The organism is Brevibacterium moorei (genome assembly GCF_024580735.1).
GTDB lineage: Bacteria > Actinomycetota > Actinomycetes > Actinomycetales > Brevibacteriaceae > Brevibacterium > Brevibacterium moorei.
On sequence record NZ_JANIJX010000011.1, the window covers coordinates 42,700 to 62,022 of the forward strand.

At 66.2% G+C, this 19,323-nt stretch carries 17 protein-coding genes; 12 read left to right on the forward strand and 5 right to left on the reverse strand.

What is annotated here, in order from left to right; all coding sequences use genetic code 11:
- The first annotated feature begins 74 nt into the window (after window positions 1-74).
- Both gcvH and NQ034_RS08845 read left to right on the forward strand, forming a co-directional pair.
- Complete coding sequence (gene gcvH, locus NQ034_RS08840; protein ID WP_257048360.1) at window positions 75-473, forward strand: glycine cleavage system protein GcvH; 399 nt, start codon at window positions 75-77, stop codon at window positions 471-473.
- A 100-nt stretch (window positions 474-573) separates the two neighbouring features.
- The gene (locus tag NQ034_RS08845) at window positions 574-2,031 is read left to right on the forward strand and encodes an L-serine ammonia-lyase (protein WP_257048362.1); all 1,458 of its coding nucleotides are present in this window, start codon (window positions 574-576) and stop codon (window positions 2,029-2,031) included.
- A gap of 175 nt (window positions 2,032-2,206) precedes the next feature.
- On the opposite strand, the gene NQ034_RS08850 is transcribed toward NQ034_RS08845, so the two are convergent.
- The 3 genes from NQ034_RS08850 to NQ034_RS08860 form a co-directional block, all read right to left on the reverse strand.
- Window positions 2,207-3,088: an endonuclease domain-containing protein gene (locus NQ034_RS08850; protein WP_257048363.1), complete on the reverse strand. Its 882-nt coding sequence runs from the start codon at window positions 3,086-3,088 to the stop codon at window positions 2,207-2,209.
- Between the two features lie 268 nt (window positions 3,089-3,356).
- Window positions 3,357-4,208 (reverse strand): SDR family NAD(P)-dependent oxidoreductase, encoded by an 852-nt coding sequence (locus tag NQ034_RS08855; protein ID WP_257048364.1) that lies wholly within the window; start codon window positions 4,206-4,208, stop codon window positions 3,357-3,359.
- Window positions 4,205-4,696 carry an S-ribosylhomocysteine lyase gene (locus NQ034_RS08860; protein WP_257048365.1) on the reverse strand — a complete coding sequence of 164 codons (492 nt, stop codon included), beginning with the start codon at window positions 4,694-4,696 and terminating at the stop codon, window positions 4,205-4,207. Before NQ034_RS08860 ends, NQ034_RS08855 begins: the two co-directional genes overlap by 4 nt.
- A 184-nt stretch (window positions 4,697-4,880) precedes the next feature.
- Between NQ034_RS08860 and NQ034_RS08865 the strand changes: the two genes are divergently transcribed.
- Window positions 4,881-6,350: an amidase gene (locus NQ034_RS08865; RefSeq protein ID WP_257048366.1), complete on the forward strand. Its 1,470-nt coding sequence runs from the start codon at window positions 4,881-4,883 to the stop codon at window positions 6,348-6,350.
- Window positions 6,351-6,409: 59 nt separating this feature from the next.
- Here NQ034_RS08865 and NQ034_RS08870 read toward each other — a convergent pair whose 3' ends face one another.
- Entirely contained in the window at window positions 6,410-7,513 is a 1,104-nt protein-coding gene (locus tag NQ034_RS08870; RefSeq protein WP_257048367.1) for an NAD(P)-dependent alcohol dehydrogenase, read from the reverse strand.
- Between the two features lie 110 nt (window positions 7,514-7,623).
- Window positions 7,624-8,574, reverse strand: a complete 951-nt coding sequence (locus tag NQ034_RS08875; RefSeq protein WP_257048368.1) for a helix-turn-helix transcriptional regulator — start codon at window positions 8,572-8,574, stop codon at window positions 7,624-7,626.
- Window positions 8,575-8,879: 305 nt separating this feature from the next.
- On the opposite strand from NQ034_RS08875, the gene NQ034_RS08880 reads away from it, so the two are divergent.
- The 9 genes from NQ034_RS08880 to NQ034_RS08920 all read left to right on the forward strand — a co-directional run bounded on the left by NQ034_RS08880 (window position 8,880) and on the right by NQ034_RS08920 (window position 19,286).
- The gene (locus NQ034_RS08880; RefSeq protein ID WP_257048369.1) at window positions 8,880-10,184 is read left to right on the forward strand and encodes an MFS transporter; all 1,305 of its coding nucleotides are present in this window, start codon (window positions 8,880-8,882) and stop codon (window positions 10,182-10,184) included.
- A gap of 248 nt (window positions 10,185-10,432) precedes the next feature.
- Window positions 10,433-12,052: an ABC transporter substrate-binding protein gene (locus tag NQ034_RS08885; protein ID WP_257048370.1), complete on the forward strand. Its 1,620-nt coding sequence runs from the start codon at window positions 10,433-10,435 to the stop codon at window positions 12,050-12,052.
- 2 nt (window positions 12,053-12,054) lie between these two features.
- Window positions 12,055-12,987, forward strand: a complete 933-nt coding sequence (locus tag NQ034_RS08890; RefSeq protein ID WP_257048371.1) for an ABC transporter permease — start codon at window positions 12,055-12,057, stop codon at window positions 12,985-12,987.
- Between the two features lie 22 nt (window positions 12,988-13,009).
- The gene (locus NQ034_RS08895) at window positions 13,010-13,885 is read left to right on the forward strand and encodes an ABC transporter permease (RefSeq protein ID WP_257048372.1); all 876 of its coding nucleotides are present in this window, start codon (window positions 13,010-13,012) and stop codon (window positions 13,883-13,885) included.
- Window positions 13,886-13,889: 4 nt separating this feature from the next.
- The gene (locus NQ034_RS08900) at window positions 13,890-14,912 is read left to right on the forward strand and encodes an ABC transporter ATP-binding protein (protein ID WP_257048373.1); all 1,023 of its coding nucleotides are present in this window, start codon (window positions 13,890-13,892) and stop codon (window positions 14,910-14,912) included.
- 11 nt (window positions 14,913-14,923) lie between these two features.
- A complete protein-coding gene (locus tag NQ034_RS08905; protein WP_257048374.1) occupies window positions 14,924-15,985 on the forward strand; it encodes an ABC transporter ATP-binding protein in 1,062 nt (353 codons plus the stop codon).
- Window positions 15,986-16,049: 64 nt separating this feature from the next.
- Window positions 16,050-17,204, forward strand: a complete 1,155-nt coding sequence (locus tag NQ034_RS08910) for a M20 metallopeptidase family protein (RefSeq protein WP_257048375.1) — start codon at window positions 16,050-16,052, stop codon at window positions 17,202-17,204.
- Window positions 17,205-17,266: 62 nt separating this feature from the next.
- Entirely contained in the window at window positions 17,267-18,469 is a 1,203-nt protein-coding gene (locus NQ034_RS08915; protein WP_257048376.1) for a MalY/PatB family protein, read from the forward strand.
- A gap of 58 nt (window positions 18,470-18,527) precedes the next feature.
- Window positions 18,528-19,286: a LamB/YcsF family protein gene (locus NQ034_RS08920; protein ID WP_257048377.1), complete on the forward strand. Its 759-nt coding sequence runs from the start codon at window positions 18,528-18,530 to the stop codon at window positions 19,284-19,286.
- Window positions 19,287-19,323: the final 37 nt, after the last annotated feature.

Below are 19,323 nucleotides of genomic sequence, written 5' to 3' on the forward strand. Positions count from 1 at the left end.
CTTAAGGCGTCGGGCCCGCGCATGGCGCGAGCGTTCTAGAGTTTTCATACACACATATTCAAAGGAGCATCATCATGGCCGAACTTCCCCCGCTGCCGCAGGACTTCCAGTACTCGGCGGACCACGAATGGGTCAACACGACCGCATCCGAACTGGTCGGCACGACCGTGCGGGTGGGCATCACCGCGGTTGCCGCCGACGCCCTCGGCGAGGTCGTCTTCGTCGAGCCCCCGGCCGTCGGTGATAGCATCACCGCAGGTCAGGCCTGTGGCGAGGTCGAATCGACGAAGTCGGTATCCGATATCGTGGCACCCGTGTCCGGTACCGTGACCGCGGTCAACGAGGCCGCCACCGCGGACTCGAGCCTGCTGAACTCGGACCCCTACGGCGCCGGCTGGCTGTTCGAGGTCGAGGTCACCGCAGCGGGCGAGCTGCTGGACGCCGCCGCCTACGCCGCGGCCAACCACATCTGAGGAAACACCCCCTGACGCTGAGCAGGCGATTCGGTCTGAGAAAAGTGCCTGCGAGCCGACCGAACCGCCTGCTCAGCGTGGGGATAGGAGAAGGGTAGTCATGGTCAGCGTCTTCGAACTGTTCACGGTGGGCATCGGCCCGTCGTCATCGCACACCGTCGGCCCGATGCGCGCGGGCCTGCGCTTCACGCACCTGGTAGCCGAGGCCGTGGCCGGGGACTGGTCCCGCCTGGCCGGGCTGCGGGTGGACGTATTCGGTTCGCTGGCCGCCACGGGTTCCGGCCACGGCACCTTCGATGCGATCCTGCTGGGCCTGCAGGGCTGCGACCCGGAGACCACCCTGCCGAATGAGGTCGACGCCCGGAACTCGCGCCTGGCCCAGACCGGGATGCTGCCGTTTGCCGACCGCCTGATCGGCGCGGGGGAGTTCCCCGGCGAGGTCCGCTGTCTGCCGTTCACCGAGGCGGACATGGTCAAGCGCCCGCTGACCGTGCTGCCGCGGCACACGAACGCGCTGGAACTCACGGCCTTCGACCGGGACGGCGCCCAGCTGGCCCACGACACCTACTACTCCGTGGGCGGCGGTTTCATCGTCGCGGCCTCGGAGGAGGAAGGCGAGGCGGCCGACGGCGCCGCGCAGGCGTCCCAGGGGGCACCCTCCGGGGCGCCGGCTGCGGTGCATGCGTTCGCCTCGGGCGCTGATCTGCTGGAACTGGCCGGGCACACCGGCAAGCCGTTCTGGCGGCTGGTGCTGGACAATGAGCTGACCAGCCGGACCGAATCGCAGATCCGCGCCGGCGTGCTGCACATCTACGAGGTGATGGAACAGTGCGCGGCGAACTCGATCGACCGCTCCGGCTTCCTGCCCGGCGGGCTCAATGTGCGCAGGCGCGCGCACGACTGGTTCCTCAAGCTCAAGGAGATGGACCCCGAGCGCAAACCGGAGTTCTACCAGGAATGGGTGAACCTGGTGGCGCTGGCCGTCAACGAGGAGAACGCCTCGGGCGGGCGGGTCGTCACCGCGCCCACGAATGGCGCGGCCGGGATCATCCCCGCCGTCATGCACTACGCCCTGAACTATGTGCCCGGTGTCGTGGCCGAGGGGCAGCGGGGGCGGGAGCGCGCGATCGTCGAATTCCTGCTCACCGCCACCGCGATCGGCACGCTCTACAAGCGCAACGCCTCGATCTCCGGGGCCGAGGTCGGCTGCCAGGGCGAGGTCGGATCCGCGTCCTCGATGGCAGCGGCCGGCCTGGCGCAGGTCCTCGGCGGGACCCCCAAGCAGGTGGAGAACGCCGCCGAGATCGCGATGGAGCACAATCTGGGCCTGACCTGCGATCCGATCGCCGGACTGGTCCAGGTGCCGTGCATCGAACGCAATGCGATCGCCGCGGGCAAGGCGATCAACGCCGCGAAGATGGCACTGTGGGGCGATGGCGAGCACCGCGTGAGCCTGGACGAGGTGATCCAGACGATGAAGTCCACGGGCGAGGACATGAGCCACAAGTACAAGGAGACCGCAATGGGCGGGCTCGCGGTGAATGTGGTGGAGTGCTGAGGCGCTGAGCTCTGGGGCGCTGGGTGCACCCACAACTGTAGGTGTTTGTTCACTCGCGGGCGCCGTGGCGGTGCGAGTGTAACCTCCGGGCGCTGATTCGTGGCCTGGATGGCGTGGTGTCGCATGTTCGTGGAACCCCACGCCGTGCGACTGTACGGTCTAATACAGGCGTGGCTCAATACAGAGGCAGGGCCTTTGTGGCGATGTGCTCCCTGACTTCCGCCAGGACCCAGCTCAGCGCGGTGTACTTGGAGACGCGGATGACAAGCCAGCCGGCCTTCGTCAGATAGAAGTACCGCTGCATATCGTGTTCGATCTGATCGGCGTCGAGGAAGTGGTGCCCACCCTCGTATTCGATGGCGAGTTTGATCCCGGGGTAGGCCAAATCGGGATGGATGGTGCCGAATCCCGGAATCGTCACGGGGTGGCCCACAACGGGGGTGGGCAGGCCGGCTTTCTCCAGGGCCAGGCGCAGACGTGTCTCCCGAGGCGAGCCGACTTTCTCCCGCGCGGTCTCCAGGGCCGTCAGGAGATTTCTGCGCCCGCGAAAGTTTCCCAGTGCATCGGCGAACGCCCGGATCTCGGCCTTGGTCGCCTCGGGTGGACCGTGCCAGGGCCCCATGACGGCATCCAGGAGGTAGACCATGTCCACCGGCTGGAGGATCCGCGTGAGCTCGACGATGAGAAAGGCCGTCGGTTGCACCAGGATGCCCGCCGTCGGGTGGTCCCCATGGTGCTTGGTGCGCAGGGTGTCGATGCCGGGCCTGCGGATCAACCCCGTTCCCGCCCGGCGGCTGATCTGCAGGAGCGAGGTGTCGGTGGAGACGGGCAATCCGCGTAGATAGGCTCCCGTGCGCCGGCCGGGGCGCGCATCGGGGAAGAGTCGTTGGAGGGCGGCTGCGCGAGTGCGCAGTTCGAGCCAGTCGGGATCATCTGCTCCGAACCGGGGGCACTCGACATCCTGGGTGACATCATCACTGGTCCACACACCGGAGTAGATGAGTCGCAGTCCGTTCCTGCCGTCCCGTGGGGTCCGGGAGATCCCGGTTCTACGCACCTCCGAGGTCAATAAGGGTCGGTGGATAGTTCTTATGACTGTTTGCGATAGTTTCATGTATATGAGAGTAATCTAGTGCAAACAGTCTCAAAAGACATAGATTGTGTGAATATGTTGAGTGAGATACATGTGCAGGTGTTTGTTCACTCGGACCGGCTTCAGTGGCGCGAGAGTAACCAAAAGGGCTGATCTCGTGCGAAATCGGGGTGAACGCGATCAGTCGCACGACTTGAAGTCATGCGACTGAACAAACACCTACATATGTAGATCAGTGCATCGTCATGCCGCCGGTGACGTTGATGCCCTGGCCCGTCATATAGGACGCCAGGTCCGACACCAGGAACAGCGCCACATTGGCCACGTCCTGCGGATCGGCGGTCCGTCCCAGCGGGACCTGGGAGTTGTCCTCGGCCTCGACCTCGGCCGCGGTCATCCCGCGCAGCGCTCCGCCCTCGACGCGCTCGCGGTGCTTCATCGGGGTTTCGACGATCCCCGGGCAGATCGCATTGACCAGGATTCCGGCGGCGGCCAATTCGATCGCCATGGTCTTCGTCAGCCCCAGCACAGCGTGCTTCGAGGCGACATAGGCGCCCATCGCGCGGTAGCCGTTCTTGCCCGCCTGGCTGGCCAGCAGCACGATCCGTCCGGGCAGGCCCGCATCCTTGAGCCGGCGCGCCACGCCCCTGGCCACCAGATAGGTGCCGGTCGAGTTCACCCGGTTGGTCTTCTCCCAGTTCGCCAGGGTGGAATCGACGACGAAGTCCATCGTCGACATGCCCGCGACGTTGACCAGGATGCTTACGGGCCCCAACCCGCGCCAGGCTGCGTCGAGCAGGGCCTCGACCCCGGCCTCGTCCGAGACGTCCAAGCGCGCCTCGAACAGGCGGCCGCCGGTCGCAGCCGCCGTTCCGCCTGCCGCCGAGGCCGCGGCGCCCACCGCGACCTCTGTGGGTTCCGCGCTCGGATGGGCCAGATCGGCGCTGATGACCGTGGCGCCCTGGGCCAGCAGGGTGTCGCGCACGGCGGCGCCGATGCCCTGGGCGCCGCCGGTGACGAGGGCCACCCGGCCGCGCAGTTCTGGGAAGCGGGGGAGTGGACTGCGTGCGGAAACTGTGCTCACGCGAGTACGGAACGGTCGAAGGCGTCGATGCTGATGCCCTGCTCCAGCACGGTCTTCGACCATTCCTGTGCGGAGAACAGGCTGTGGTCGCGGTAGTTGCCGCAGGTCTCGATCGTGGTGCCGGGCACATCGTCCCAGGTGATGGAGTGCGCAATCTGGTCCAGCGCGTCCTTCAGGGCCGAGGCGACCTCGGCGGCGGTGGGCTCACCCCAGACGATCAGGTGGAAGCCGGTGCGGCAGCCGAACGGCGAGCAGTCCACGATCCCGGGCAGGCGGTCGCGCAGCAGCCCGGCCAGCAGATGCTCGATCGTGTGCAGGCCGCCGGTGGGGATGGCCGTCTCGTTCGGCTGGGTCAGGCGCAGATCGAAGTTCGACAGCGCATCCCCGCCGGGGCCGTGCTCCACGGCGATCCGGCGCACATATGGCGCCTTGACGATGGTGTGGTCCAGTTCGAAGCTCTCAATCGTCGATTCGATCTTCTCGCCCATGGTTCCTCCTTGAGATACGTGGTGTTTTGTTTTCGCTGCTCACAGGCTAGGCCCGATCCCGGCCGCGGCACCGTGGGCCTGTCATATGACACTGTGTGGAGCCACAGTCGACATTGTGGAGCCACTCTCGACACAGTGGAGCCACCGCCCGATATTGTGACGTGGAGCATATTAGAGTGGTGCCATGAGCGAGCACACCGACTTCACCGATCCCACCGAGCTGGCCTATGCCTCTGCCACGGAATTGTTGACCGCTTTCCGTGCCGGAACCACCACCCCCACCGCGGTGCTCGAGGCGCAACTGGCGCGCATCGACGCATACGACGGGGCAGGCGGCACCCCCGACGGCGGTACCGACGGGCTGGGCGCGATCGTCGACCGCTACGACGACGAGGCCCGCGAACTGGCCGCTGCCGCCACGGAACGCTACCGCGCCGGCACCGCCAGGGCACTCGAGGGGATCACCGTGGCGGTCAAGGAGAAGCACGCGATGGCCGGGCGCCATATGACCGAGGGCTCGCTGGCCTGGGACGGCACTGTGCCGGACTTCGACCATCCCGTCGTCGAGCGGCTGCGCGCGGCCGGGGCGATCCTGCACGCGCGCACCGCCACCCCGGAGTTCTCCATCACCGGCTACACCCAGTCCCTGGCCTGGGGCGTGACCCGCAACCCCTGGAACCCGGATTTCTCACCTGGCGGTTCCTCCGGCGGGTCCGGTGCGGCCCTGGCCGCCGGGATGACGACCCTGGCAACGGCCTCGGACATCGGCGGTTCGACCCGCGGGCCCGCGAGCTACTGCGGACTGCTGGGTTATAAGGCGCCCTATGGCCGGGTGCCCGGTGCCGCGCCCAATAGCCTCGACTACTACCGTGGCGACGGCCTGCTGGCGCGCAGTGTGGAAGACGCATGCGTGGGCTTCAACCTGATCTCCGGGCAGCACTGGCGCGACCAGACCTCGCTGCCGGACGTCACGATCCGCGCTGATGAACCGGTGGCCGGGATGCGCATCGCCTACAGCGAGGACCTGGGCGGTTTCGCCGTGGACGCCGAGGTCAGGGCCAACACCCGCGCCCTGCTCGAGGCCCTGTCCGACGCCGGGGCCGAGGTCGAGCAGGTCGCCTTCCCCGACCTGCGGCGCGAGTTCGCGACCGCACTCATGGTGCACTTCGGGCAGTTGAATTCCCAGCTGGTCACGCGCACCACCGCCGGCCGCGAGGACGAACTGACCGACTACGGCCGTGACACCGTGGCGCTGGGCCGGCGGGTCGCCGCGGAGCACACGATGTACGACGCGGTGCAGGCGGAATGGGCGATTCAGCAGGCCCTGGCGCGGATCATGAAGGGTTTCGACGCGCTGGTGTGCCCGACCTCGGCGACGGTCGGACAGCCGGCGGGAGTCGACGTCAATGCGACGGGGATCGAAGTGGGCGGCCGGCAGGTCAGCGGGATCGAGGCCCTGCTGACCGCCCAGCTCAATGTCAACAACCGCTGTCCGGTGATGAGTGTGCCCAGTGGGTTCGCCTCCAACGGGGTGCCGACGGGTGCGCAGATCGTGGGCAGGCCCTATGCCGATGACACGGTGTTCTCCCTGGCAGCCGCCGTCGAATCGCTGGGCTATGTGCCCTTCACCCGCGGGGTGCGCCCGGAGCTGTAGGGCCCTGGCGCGACCCGCGGGCGTTGAGCCTCCCCGCGCGATACAGGATCGGTATCCGCTCAGTACACGACGACCGGTTTGATCGTCGTGCCCGATTCGGAATCCGCGAAGGCCTGGTTGATGTCCTCGAAGGCGTAGGTCTTGACCAACTTGTCGAAGGGGAAGAGCCCCTTCTCATACATCGAGACCAGTTTCGGGATGTACTCGCGCGGCACTGCATCGCCCTCGACGACCATGGACACGTTGATCCCGCTGGTCAGCAGGGTGCCGATGTCGAAGGGCGCCTCGGTGCCCAGTTTGGCAGCACCCACCAGTGCCCCGTGCCCGCGCAGGGCCAGGGACTTCGTCATCTGGGAGAACACGGGCGGAACGCCGGTCGTGTCCAGGGCGTACTGGACGCCCTTGCCACCGGTGATCTCCCGGATCGCCTCGACGGGGTCGACCTCCTTGGAGTTCACCACATGGGTCGCGCCCAGCTCCTTGGCGAACTCCAGGCGGCTGGGGACGATGTCGACCATGATGATGGTCGTGGCGCCCGCGGCCACCGCGCCCATCATCCCGGACAGACCCACCGCGCCGGTGCCGAAGATGGCGATCGACTCCCCGGGGCCGGGCTTGAGGACGTTGAGGACCGCACCGGAGCCGGTCATGATGCCGCAGCCCAGGGGCCCGAGCTTCTCCAGCGGGGCGTCGTCGTCGACCTTGACCGCATTGCGGGCACGGACATTGGTGCGGGTTGCGAACGAGGACTGCCCGAAGAAGTTCGAGGACACGGGTTCGCCTGCGGAATCGGTGAACATCTTCGAGCCGTCGGTCCTGGCCCCGCCGAAGTTCAGGTTGTAGAAGTCGACACAGTACTGCGGGTGGCCGGCGATGCAGTTCTCGCAGACGCCGCAGGACGCGGGGGCCAGCACCACCTTGTCGCCGACGGCCAGATCGACGACATCTGTGCCCACGGCCTCGACGACGCCCGAGCCCTCGTGGCCGAGCACTGCCGGCAGCGGGGTCGGGTACCACTGGTCGCGGACGATCGCGTCGGTGTGGCAGACGCCGCTGGCGACCAGGCGGACGGTGACCTCGTCGGGACGTGGGGCGTCGAGCTCCAGTTCGCGGATTTCCAGATCGGTCTTCGGTGCGGTGGCAACCGCTGCGTTCACCTTCATCGTGAACTCCTTCCGGGTAGATTCCGGAGCGCGCAGGATCAGCGCGGGTCCACCTTCCAACCTAACGCAGAACGCGGGTCCTGGCCGGGGTCACCTGCGACTTCCTGTGCTCAGGACCCCGCCGCCTCCGCGGTATCGTCCCCTGGTTCGTCTGCGGGGGCCTCGGCTTCGATCTCGTTGAGGTAGTTGTAGATCGTGAAGCGGCTGACGTCCAGTGCCGAGGCGACCATCTCCACCCCGTCGCGCAGCAGGAACATGCCGCGGGACTTCAGGATCCGCACGGCCTCGACCTTGTGGGCCTTGCGCATCAGGTGCACGGGCACGCCCACCCGGGCGATCGCCCGCGAGAGCAGCAGGTCGGCCAGTTCGTTGACATCGCGGACGAACACCTCGGGGTCCGCGGGCGCCGGGGCGCCGGTCTCCTGTTCCCGGGTTCCCGCCCCGGCCGCCGGATCCCCGGGTGTCGCCGGGGCCGAGGCGGCAGCAGCCTCCGCGGTCGGGCGCAGGACCGCACCCGGCCCGGATTCGGGAACCGGAGCGTCGCCCCGCCCGGCGGGGGCCTCGGCGCCGGTGGTTCCCGTTTCAGAGGGCTCGTCCCCGGCCGTCTCCTGGCCCAGCATGCTCGCGGCGATGCGGGAGACCTGATTCCAGACGCTGGTATCGGAGTTGATGCACAGGGCCGCCACGGGGTTGCCCGCCACATCGTTGATCACCATGGTCGAGGACTTCAGCCTGCGCCCGTCGGGTAGCTGGGTCTCATAGCCGACCACCGTCTCCAATTGATGGGTGGCACTGCGGTGCAACAACAGGTCCGTGGCCGGGTCGCCGATCCTGCGATGGGTGACGTCGCCGTAGACGGCCACGATCGAATTGGGCAGCAGGCTCAGATCGTGCAGCACCACCTCGCTGGTGGCCGGCAGCGAACGGCCCAGGGGCTCGACCAGCTGTTTGAACACGACGATGAGGCGCTCACCGTCGATGGTGCGCGTGAACGGCGTCTCCTGGGGCGTCTCCTGGTTCGTTGCGCCTGGTGTCGGATCAGCGGCGATGGGAGTTGTCACACGCGCCTCCTTGGGATTCGGGTGTCGATGGTCGGGGTAGTGCCCGTCTGCATGGTTCTGGCGGCAACTCTACTCAAGACATCAAGGAGTTCAACAGGGTGTTGCATCTACTGGTGATGATTTGTAGGATCGCTATAGCCTCATTATGTCTCAGGTCACACGACAGGTGATGTTGTGCCCGCTGGAACACCTGATGAGACATGCGTGACAGTGATATATCGAGTGCTTAGTATGGCATGAACCTCCACCACGATTTCCGTGACGACACCGCGACGCCACCATGAGCAGACGAAGAGATTGAGACGATGACGACCCAACAGGCCACGCCCGCGAAACCCCGCAGTGCCCTGGCCCGCAATACGACCTTCCTGGCCCTGGGCCAGCTGTTCTCCGGAGTGGGCATCGCCTCGGGCATCGCGGTGGGCGGCCTGCTGGCCGAAGAGCTCACCGGCTCGACCGAGTTCGCCGGCCTGTCGCAGACCGCCTCGATCCTGGGCGCTGCGATCGCCGCGATCCCGCTGGCGAACCTGGCGCGCAAGTACACGCGGCGCCGGGCGCTGACCACAGGGTTCTCGCTGGCGGCCGTGGGTGCGCTCATCATCCTGGTCTCGACCACCCTGAACTTCGCGCCCGGCTACTTCATGGGCATGCTGTTCATCGGCGTGGCCACGGCGACCGGCCTGCAATCGCGCTACGCCGCCACCGACGACGCCCCCGACCACATCAAGGGCCGGATGATGTCCTTCGTGGTCTGGGCGACGACGATCGGGTCCGTGGCGGGGCCCAACCTGACCGAACCGGGTGCCCACGTGGGCCGGGCCCTGGGTCTGCACCCGCTGGCCGGCCCCTTCGTCCTGTCGGTCTGCGCCTTCGCGATCGCGGCCTTCTTCGCCTCGCGCGTGAAGTCCGAGCCCGTGCCCGGTGCGGTGGGGGAGGGGCCTGCGGCCGGCTCCCCGGGCCGGGCTGAGGACGTCGCCGTGGCCGAGGCCCCCGCCCCCGGCGTGCGCCAGGTGCTCGGTATCGTGTGCCGCAACAAGGTGGCCCTGTTCGGGCTGGTCACGGTCGCCACGGCGCAGATGATGATGTCATCGGTGATGGTGATGACCCCGGTTCACATGGCCCACGACGGGATGGCGCTGCACTTTGTAGGGATCGTCATCAGCCTGCACATCCTGGGCATGTACGGACTGTCGCCGTTGTTCGGTTGGATGGCAGATAAGTGGGGCGGGCAGACCGTGGCGATCCTGGGCTACGCGATCTTCGCGATCGCCTTCGCCTTGGGCATCTACGATGCGATCGCCGGCTCCCAGATGCCGCGCATCTCCACAGCCCTGACTCTGCTGGGCGTGGGCTGGTCGGCCTGTTTCATCGGCGGTTCGATGGTGCTCAACGGTTCGGTCCCGGCTACGGCCAGGGTACCGCTGCAGGGCCTGTCGGACTCGATCATGAACTTCGGCGCCGCGATCATGGCTGCGGCCTCCGGCAGCCTGCTGGAGCTGGGCGGATTCCAGCTGATCAACATCGTGGCGGCGTGTCTGCTGGTACTCACCCTGCTGGCGGGTGCTCGGGCGAAGTTCGGTTTCGGATCGGCTGCGCACCGGGTCGCCTGATTCCGTGGGGGTTTCCGGACGAGTAGTGAGCCCTCAGGTGACCCGTCACCTGTACTTCAAGTAGATGTTGAATTGAGTGATTGAGCTCACCCTTACTCATTTTGAATACTCGTGGATTATATAAAAAATCCGTGTAACAACTTCACAAGGAACGCGAAAAATATCAACTGAGAGTTGAGACTTCGTGCTAATCTGAGTCGCACATCACACTTGTGATGCACGTCTCCTAGAACTGCACGGAGGAATGCATGGGTATCCGCATGCGTCGCCTGGCCGCACTGACAGCCGGTCTCACGGCCCTGGTCCTGGGCCTGAGCGCCTGCGGTTCGGCGGGTTCGGACTCCGATGACCCCGATACGGTCACCTACGCGATCGACACGGACTTCCTGGGGCTGGACCCCAACACCACCCCGCAGGCGCAGGACGCACGGGCCGCCAGGCAGATCTATGACAATCTGTTGGCCAAGGACGACAAGGGGAAGATCGTCGGCTGGCTGGCCACCGAGTTCGCGCAGCTGGACGGCGGTAAACGGTTCACCTTCACTCTGCGCGACGGGGTGAAGTTCCACGACGGCACTGATCTGGACGCCCAGGCGGTCTGCGACAACTTCGATCGGATCACCGATCCCAAAGCCGGTTCCCGCTATGCGATCTCGCTCCTGGGCCCCTATGAGTCCTGCAAGACGCACGGCAAACTGAAGTTCGAGGTGGACTTCAAGCACGCCTATAGCCCGTTCTTCGAATACCTGACTTCGCCCTTCCTGTCGATCACCTCGCCGACGGCCGTGAAGAAGTACGGTGATCAGTTCAATTTCCATCCGGTGGGCAGCGGCCCCTTCATGTTCGACAGCTACACAGTGAAGAACCAGCTGGTCCTCAAGGCGAATCCGGATTACAACTGGGGCCCGCCCACCTCCGCGCACACGGGGCCGCCGAAGATCAAGAAGCTGATCTTCCAGATCATCACCGACCCTACGGTCCGCGTGGGCTCGTTGCGTTCCGGAGGTGTGGATGCGATCGGCAATATCCCGGAGACCGATGCCGGCACCCTGCAACAGGATCCATCATTGGAGTTCTTCGCGAAGGCCCAGTCCGGGGCGCCCTATCAGCTGCACCTGAATACCAAGCGCGACCTCTTCAAGGACGTGAAGGTCCGGCAGGCCTTCGTCAAGTCGGTCAACGTTCCCAGTATCAACAAGGCGCTGTACTTCGGCGTCTACGATACGGCGATCGAGGCGATCTCCCCGACCACCGGTGGATTCGATGATTCCCTGCAGGGAACCATCTCCTATGATCCGGAGGGCGCCAAGAAGCTGCTGGACGAGGCCGGCTGGAAGCCGGGGCCGGACGGGGTACGGGTCAAGGACGGCAAGCGCCTGACCATTCACACCAATGACGTCGCTCCCAACCGGGAGAAACGCCAGGATGTGGCCCAGTTCGTCTACAGCTATGCGAAAAAGGTGGGCTTCGAGGTCAAGAGCGGCATGATCCAGACCGCGGAGGCGCCGGCCTATGTGCAGGCGGGCAAGTACGACATCTACGGGCTGAGCCTGGTCAATGCCAGTGCCAATGTGCTCAGCACCCTGTACGGATCGGAGAACATCCCGACCGCGGAGAAGTACGCCATGAACATCTCCAAGGTCGACGACCTGGACGACAAGCTGCAGGCGGCACAGACCGAACCGGACGAGTCCAAGCGCACGGAGATCTACCGGGGAATTCTGAAGTACGCGCTCGACCGGGCATATGCGCTGCCGATCTATGTGCCCACGTACACGGTGGCGACCAAGGGGATCAAAGGCCTGACGTTCGATGCCGAGGCATATCCCAGCTTCTATGGGGTCGAACCCGCGGACGGAGATAACTGATCATGTTGATGCTCACCGTGCGCCGCCTGGTCGCGGCGATACCCACGCTCATCGGCGTCACCCTGGTGCTGTTCCTGGTCCTGCGCGTTCTGGCGGGCGATCCCGTCACCGTGCTGTTGGCCGGCGGTCAGTCGACCCCGGAGGTCGAAGCGGAGCTGCGGCAGCAGTTCGGCCTCGACAAACCCCTGTGGTTGCAATATCTGGTATTCGTCGGCGGGATCTTCAAGGGTGACCTCGGCCTGAGCTACGCCACCAGGTTGCCGGTGGCCGATCTGCTGCTCGGCCAGATTCTGCCCACCCTGGCGCTGGCCCTGTCGGCGGCAGTGGTCTCCGCCCTGATCGGCATCATCCTGGGTTCCCTGGCCGCGATGTTCAAGGGCTCGTGGGTGGACTCGGTCATCCGCGTCATCTCCCTGCTCAACACGTCTATGCCGTCCTTCTGGGTTGGACTGTTGCTCATCGTCGTGTTCGCCTTCGGCCTGGGGTGGTTCCCGGCCACGGGCTCCGATGGTTTCAACACCCTGGTGCTGCCGGCCATCGCACTGGGGCTGTCCGCAGCGGGCACCGTGGCCAGATTGGTCCGCAATTCCGTGGTGGACGTGCTGGGGGAGAACTTTGTGACCGCCCTGCACGCCAAGGGCCTGTCGATGGGCGCGATCGTCATCAAGCACGTGCTGCGCAACGCCATCATCCCCACCGTGACGATCGTGGGCCTGCAGCTGGGCAACCTGGTCGCCGGCGCGGTCATCGTGGAAGCGGTGTTCTCCCGGCAGGGCCTGGGCCAGATGTTGGTCCAGGGCGTGGCATCCAGTGACTTCCCCGTCATCCAGGCAGTGGTGCTCGTCATCGCCGTCATCTACATCCTGATCAACATCCTGGTCGACCTGTCCTATGCGGTCATCGACCCGCGGGTCAAGACCGCGACATCCAACTGAGGCACGAAGGAAAGGGATTACCGTGGCCATCTCAACGCCCACCGCACCCGTCGGGGTCTCCGCCGCCGGCCAGGGACACAAGCGGATCGGCAAGATCTCCGTCAACAAGATATTCCTCGTCCTGTCCTATGCCTGGATCGTCCTGGTCGTCCTGGCCGCGTTGGTCCCCGGGCTGCTGACCCGCGGAAATCCGCTGGACCTGGACCCGGACAATGTCCTGTTGGCACCGGGGGCCGGTGGCCTGCTGGGTACCGATCAGTATGGGCGCAGCGTGCTCACGCTGCTGATCTACGGTGCGCGCACCGCGATCATCATCGGCCTGGCGGCCACCGCCATCGGGCTGGTGATCGGTACGGTCATCGGCCTGGCAGCCGGCTATGTGGGCGGAGTCGTCGATATGGTCATCGGCCGCGTGCTGGATATCCTGATGTCCTTCCCGGGCGTGCTCATGGCCCTCATCATCACCGCTGCCCTGGGCGCGACCACCGGGAACCTGATCCTGGCGGTGGGGATCGCGGCGATCCCGCAGTTCGCCCGCGTGATGCGCGGACAGACGATCGCGGTGCGCTCGAAGCTCTACATCGAGGCGGCCAGGGCATCGGGGTTCTCCAACCGGAGGATCATCTTCGGCCACGTCCTACCCAATGCCGTCGCCCCGATCGTGGTCCTGGCGACGGTGACCGTGGGTGTGTCGATCGTGGCCGCGGCCTCGCTGTCCTTCCTGGGTCTGGGCCCGCGCTCCGACATCCCGGACTGGGGGCAACTGCTGGCGATGGGCCAGCCCTATCTGTCCGCTGCCTGGTGGATCAGCACCTTTTCCGGCGTGGCCCTGACGATCACCGTGATCGCGGTGAGCCTGATCGGCGACTCCGTCAGCGACGCAATGGAGAAAGGCTAAGACCATGAATGCACCTTCCGGCGCACCCGCATCCGCTCCGCTGCTCAAGTTGGACGATGTCCGCGTGACCCTGGACAACGGCGTCAAACGACTGCCGTTGATCCGCGAGGCCACTTTCCAGATCCGCCCGGGTGAGATCGTCTGCCTGGTGGGCGAATCCGGTTCCGGCAAGTCCGTCACCGCGCGGACCATCATGGGCCTGTTGCAACAGGACGATGACATCCGGGTCGACGGGTCGATCGTGTTCGACGGAGCGGAGATCGCCGCCGGCGGCAAGACCAGCGCAGGCCTGCGGGGGAGGGACATCGCGATGGTCTTCCAGGAACCGCTGAGTTCCCTGGACCCGGTCTTCACCATCGAGACCCAGCTGACCGAGGCCCTGCGCCGCCTGGGCCCGCGCAAGTCGAAGAGGGCCGATAGGGAGCAGCTGGTGGAACTGCTGGCCAAGGTCGGCATCCACGACGGCCCGCGCGTGCTGCGCAGCTATCCGCATCAACTGTCCGGCGGTATGTGCCAGCGCGTGATGATCGCCCAGGCGCTGGCCGCCAAACCGAAACTCCTCATCGCGGACGAACCGACTACCGCCCTGGACGTGACGATCCAGGCGCAGATCCTCAGCCTGATCGAGGAGCTGCGGGACGAGACGGACATGTCAGTGCTGCTGGTCACCCACGATATGGGCGTAGCCGCGGAACTGGCCGACCGAGTGGTCGTCATGTACGCCGGCCGCGTGGTCGAGGACGCGGCGCCGTCCGAGGTCTTCACGGCAGCCCACCACCCCTACACCTCGGGCCTGTTGTCGTGCATTCCGCCGCTGACCGGCGAGAAGCCGGAGCGGCTGCCGGCGATCGAGGGTTCGGTCCCCGATCCCTCGAACCTGCCGACGGGTTGCTCCTTCCACCCGCGCTGCCCGTTCGCCACGGACGAATGCGCGGCCGAGGTCCCCGAGCGCCGGCGGATGGGCTCCGGTTACGCTTCCTGCTTCAACCCGCTGAACCTGGAGCCGGCCGCGGCCGGTGCACGCTGAAAGGACCGACCATGACGACGACAGCGGAAGCAAGCGGCGGCCGGGTCCCGGCGGATGCCGTTTCACGTGAAACGGACGGCGGGGTCAGCGGCGAACCCGTGCTGCGGGTGAAGAACGTCTCGAAGATCTTCGAACTCAAGGACCCGGCCAAGCCGTTTTCCAAGCCGGCTCAGTTGTACGCGGTCAACGACGCCTCGCTGGACGTGTACAAAGGGGAGACCGTCGCGCTGGTGGGGGAATCGGGCTCCGGCAAGTCCACCCTGGGACGGGTGGCTCTGCGGATGACCGAGCCCACCCTGGGCAGCGTCGAGTTCAAGGGCCAGGACATCTCGCACACCCCGGAGAAGCGCCTGCGCTCGCTGCGCCCCGATATGCAGATCGTGTTCCAGGACCCCTACGGCTCGCTCAATCCGCGCAAGAAGGTCGGCGATGCAGTTGCCGAACCCCTCAAGGTGTTCGGGCACATGCGGGGGCGGGAGCTGGAGACCAGGGTTGCCGAGCTCATCGAGAAGGTCGGGTTGGATGTTGGCCGCGCCGCGGCACGGCCCCGGGCCCTGTCCGGCGGGCAGCGGCAGCGCGTTGGGATCGCCCGTGCGATCGCCCTGAATCCCAGCCTGATCCTGGCCGATGAGGCCCTGTCTGCTCTGGATGTGTCCGTGCAGGCGCAGGTCGCCAACCTCATGATGGACCTGCAGAGGGAGATCGGCGTCTCCTATCTGTTCATCGCCCACGGCCTGCCGATCGTGCGCCAGATGGCCCACCGGGTCGCTGTGATGTACCTGGGGCGGATCGTGGAGACGGCGCCCGTCGACGCTTTCTTCGCGGCCCCGGCCCACCCCTATGCCCGGGCGTTGCGCGCGGCCTCGCCGATCCCGGATCCGGCGGCCAAACGGGAGCGGATCCTGCTCAAGGGGGAGCCACCGAACCCGGTGAATCCGCCTTCGGGCTGTGCGTTCCGGACCCGCTGCCCACTGGCTCAGCAGGTCTGCGCGGATGTGATCCCACCCAGCATTCCGGTGGGCCCACCGGAAGCGGGCCACACGGTGGCGTGTCACTTCCCCGTAGGGGAATAGGCAGTAGAGGCCTATGACCGATTGAGCCCGATGACCGATTGAAACACGAAGAAGGAGTATGAACATGGATGTATTGGCCGCGACCCAGGAGATCACCCCGCAGCTGGTGGCCTGGCGCCGGGAGTTCCATCAGCACCCTGAACGGGGCCTGGAGGAAGTATGGACGCCTGCGCGGATCAAGGAAATCCTGGCCGAGCTCGACATCCCCGTGGTCGAGGTGGGCGAGGGTTCGCTGGTCGGCCGGATCGGGCAGCGCGGCGAGAAGAACCTGGCGATCCGCGCGGATATGGATGGCCTGCCGGTGGTCGAGGAGACTGGCCTGCCGTTCGCCGCGACCAATGGGCATATGCACGCCTGTGGCCACGACGGCCACGTCACCATGTTGTTGGGCGAGGCGAAACTGCTCAAGGCAGCGGAATCCCAACTGCACGGAGCCGTCTACCTGTGCTTCCAGACGGCCGAGGAGATCGGCCGGGGTGCTCAGCCGATCATCGACTATCTGAAGGAGCAGGGCGGGGTGACCGAGGCGATCGGCTACCACCTGTGGGCCGATGTCGCCTCGGGCACCGTATCGCTCAAACCGGGGCCGGTGATGGCAGGGGCGGACGGCTTCACGATCACGGTGCACGGGGTGGGCGGGCACGGATCGCGCCCCGACCTGGCCAAGGACCCGATCAAGCCCGCATGCCAGATGGTCCTGGAGCTGTCCGCTCTGCCGTCGAACGTGGTCTCCCCACTGGATTCCGGAGTGCTGCACATCGGGCAGATCACGGCCGGCACAGCCGGCAATGTGTTCCCCGATACCGCCTTCATCCAGGGTGCGATCCGGCACTTCGACCCGCAGGTCCGGGAGAACCTGCTGGCCGGGATCAAGCGAGTCGTCGAACACACGGCGGCCGCCTGGGACGTGGAGGTCGACCTGGACTTCCTGCGCAGCGGTCTGGCCGTGGTCAATACGGAGGCCTGTGTCGACGAGGCGGTGGACGTGCTCGACGAGATGGGCGACCGGTTGGTGGGCGTTCAGGCTCCCCATATCCTCGCCTCGGAGAACTATTCGCTGTTCGTCCACGAGTTCCCGGGCTTCCTGGCCCACCTGGGTGTGGAACGCGAGGGCGTCGAACAGTTCTACCATCACCACGCCAAATTCGACATCGACGAGGATGTCCTGCCCCTGGGTGTCGAGTTCTTCGTCCGCTATGCGATGCGCATGCTCGGCTGATGGGGGCGGCTGACACAATGACAGTGATACACGACACGACAAGCACCAAGGAGAACCCGCACATGGCGGATACAACCGCTGCATACGATTCCATCACCCGCGCCAGCCTGGAGGAGAAGGCCTCCACCAAGTGGAGCACGTATCCCGGCAAGATCGGCGCCTTCGTCGCGGAAATGGACTACGGCGTGGCCGAGCCCATCCGCCAGGTCCTCAAAGACCTCGACGCCCGCGACCTCTACGGCTACCCGCCGGCGGACATCGTCACCGCCCTGCGCGAGGCGACCGCCGGATTCTACGCCCAGCGCTACGGCTGGAACATCGCGGCCGACCATGTGGACACGATCTCCGATGTGCTCTCCGGCCTGGGGGCCGTTCTCGACGTGTTCGCGCCCGCCGGCGGGAAGGTCATCCTGCCCACCCCTGCCTATATGCCCTTCATGACCCTGCCGGGGATGCACGACCGGGAAATCGTCGAGGTCCCGCTGCACCGCAATGACGCGGCCGACCGCTGGGACTTCGACTTCGCGGCCCTGGATGCGGCGATGGCGACCGGCGGTCCCGATGGGACGTCCGGCGGTGTGCTCATCATGTGCAATCCGCACAATCCGATCGGCAAGGTCTACACCCGCGAGGAGATGGAGCAGATCGCCGCGATCGTCGCCAAGCACGGCGGCCGGGTGTTCTCCGATGAGATCCACGCGCCCCTTGTCTATGACGGCGCCGAGCACGTGCCCTATGCGACGATCAACGCGGACACCGCAGCGCACACGATCACCGCGACCAGCCACTCGAAGTCGTTCAACACCCCGGGCCTGAAGTGCGCGCAGATCCTGTTCTCCAATGACGAGGACCTGGCGCTGTGGCAGAAGAAGTGCGTGTTCACCTCCCACGGGGCCTCGAATCCGGGCATTATGGCAGGCACCGCCGCCTACACCAAGGGCCTGGACTGGTTGGCGGGCACGAAGGACTATCTGCAGGGCAACCGTGACCTCATCGCCCAGCGTCTGTCCGAGGAGCTGCCGGAGGTCGTCTACATCAAGCCCTCCGGCACCTACCTGGGCTGGATCGACTGCTCGGCGCTGGGGATCGATGGCAATGTGCAGGAGTACTTCCTGGAACACGCCGGCATCGCCTTCACGGACGGGGAACTGTGCGGTGCAGTGGGTGCCAAGCACGTGCGCCTGAATCAGGGTCTGCCGCGGCCGATCCTGAACGAGCTGCTCGATCGCTTCATCGCCTCGGCCAAGGAGGCCCTGGGGAAGTAACCGAGTGGCCTCAGAGTCCGTCCGGGCTCTGAGGCCACCACCCCGGTAGGCTGGCGCCATGGTCAGCATCGATGTGAACTCCGATCTGGGCGAGACCACCGCGGGCAATCCCGTCAGTGACGACGCCGCGATCATCCGGGTGGTCAGCTCCGCGAACGTCGCCTGCGGCTTTCACGCCGGGGACCCGCACGGGATCGCCGCGACCCTGCGCGCGGCCGTCGCCCGGAATGTCAGCGTGGGAGCGCATGTGGGCTATCACGATCAGGCCGGCTTCGGTCGCCGCTTCATCGACTACGCCCCGGCGGAACTGGCCGACGAGGTTCTCTACCAGATCGGTGCCCTGGAAGCCCTGGCCCGGTCCGCCGGAACCCGCGTTGCCTACGTCAAACCACACGGTGCGCTGTACAACCGCATCGTGCACGATCCGGTGCAGGCCCAGGCCGTGGTCGACGGGGTCAAGGCCTTCGGCGGTGACCTGCCGCTGCTCCTGCTGCCCGGCTCGATCGCGATCGAACGGGCGGCCGCGGCGGGCCTGCGCACCGTCGGTGAGGCCTTCGCGGACCGCAACTACAACCCGGACGGCACACTGGTCTCCCGCAGCGAGCCGGACGCGGTGATCGCCGATCCGGACGCTGTGGCCGCCCGCGTCGTCGAATTGGCGCGCACCGGGACGATCATCGCGCGCGACGGCAGCCCGCTGCGCATGGAGGCCGAATCCCTGTGCGTCCACGGGGACTCGCCCGGAGCGGTCGAACTGGCCCGCCGCATCGTCGCGTCCCTGCAGGAGGCCGGCGTGCAGGTGCAGAGGTTCGTATGAGTGCCGTCGCATTCTGTACTTTCAGTCCTATGGCGGT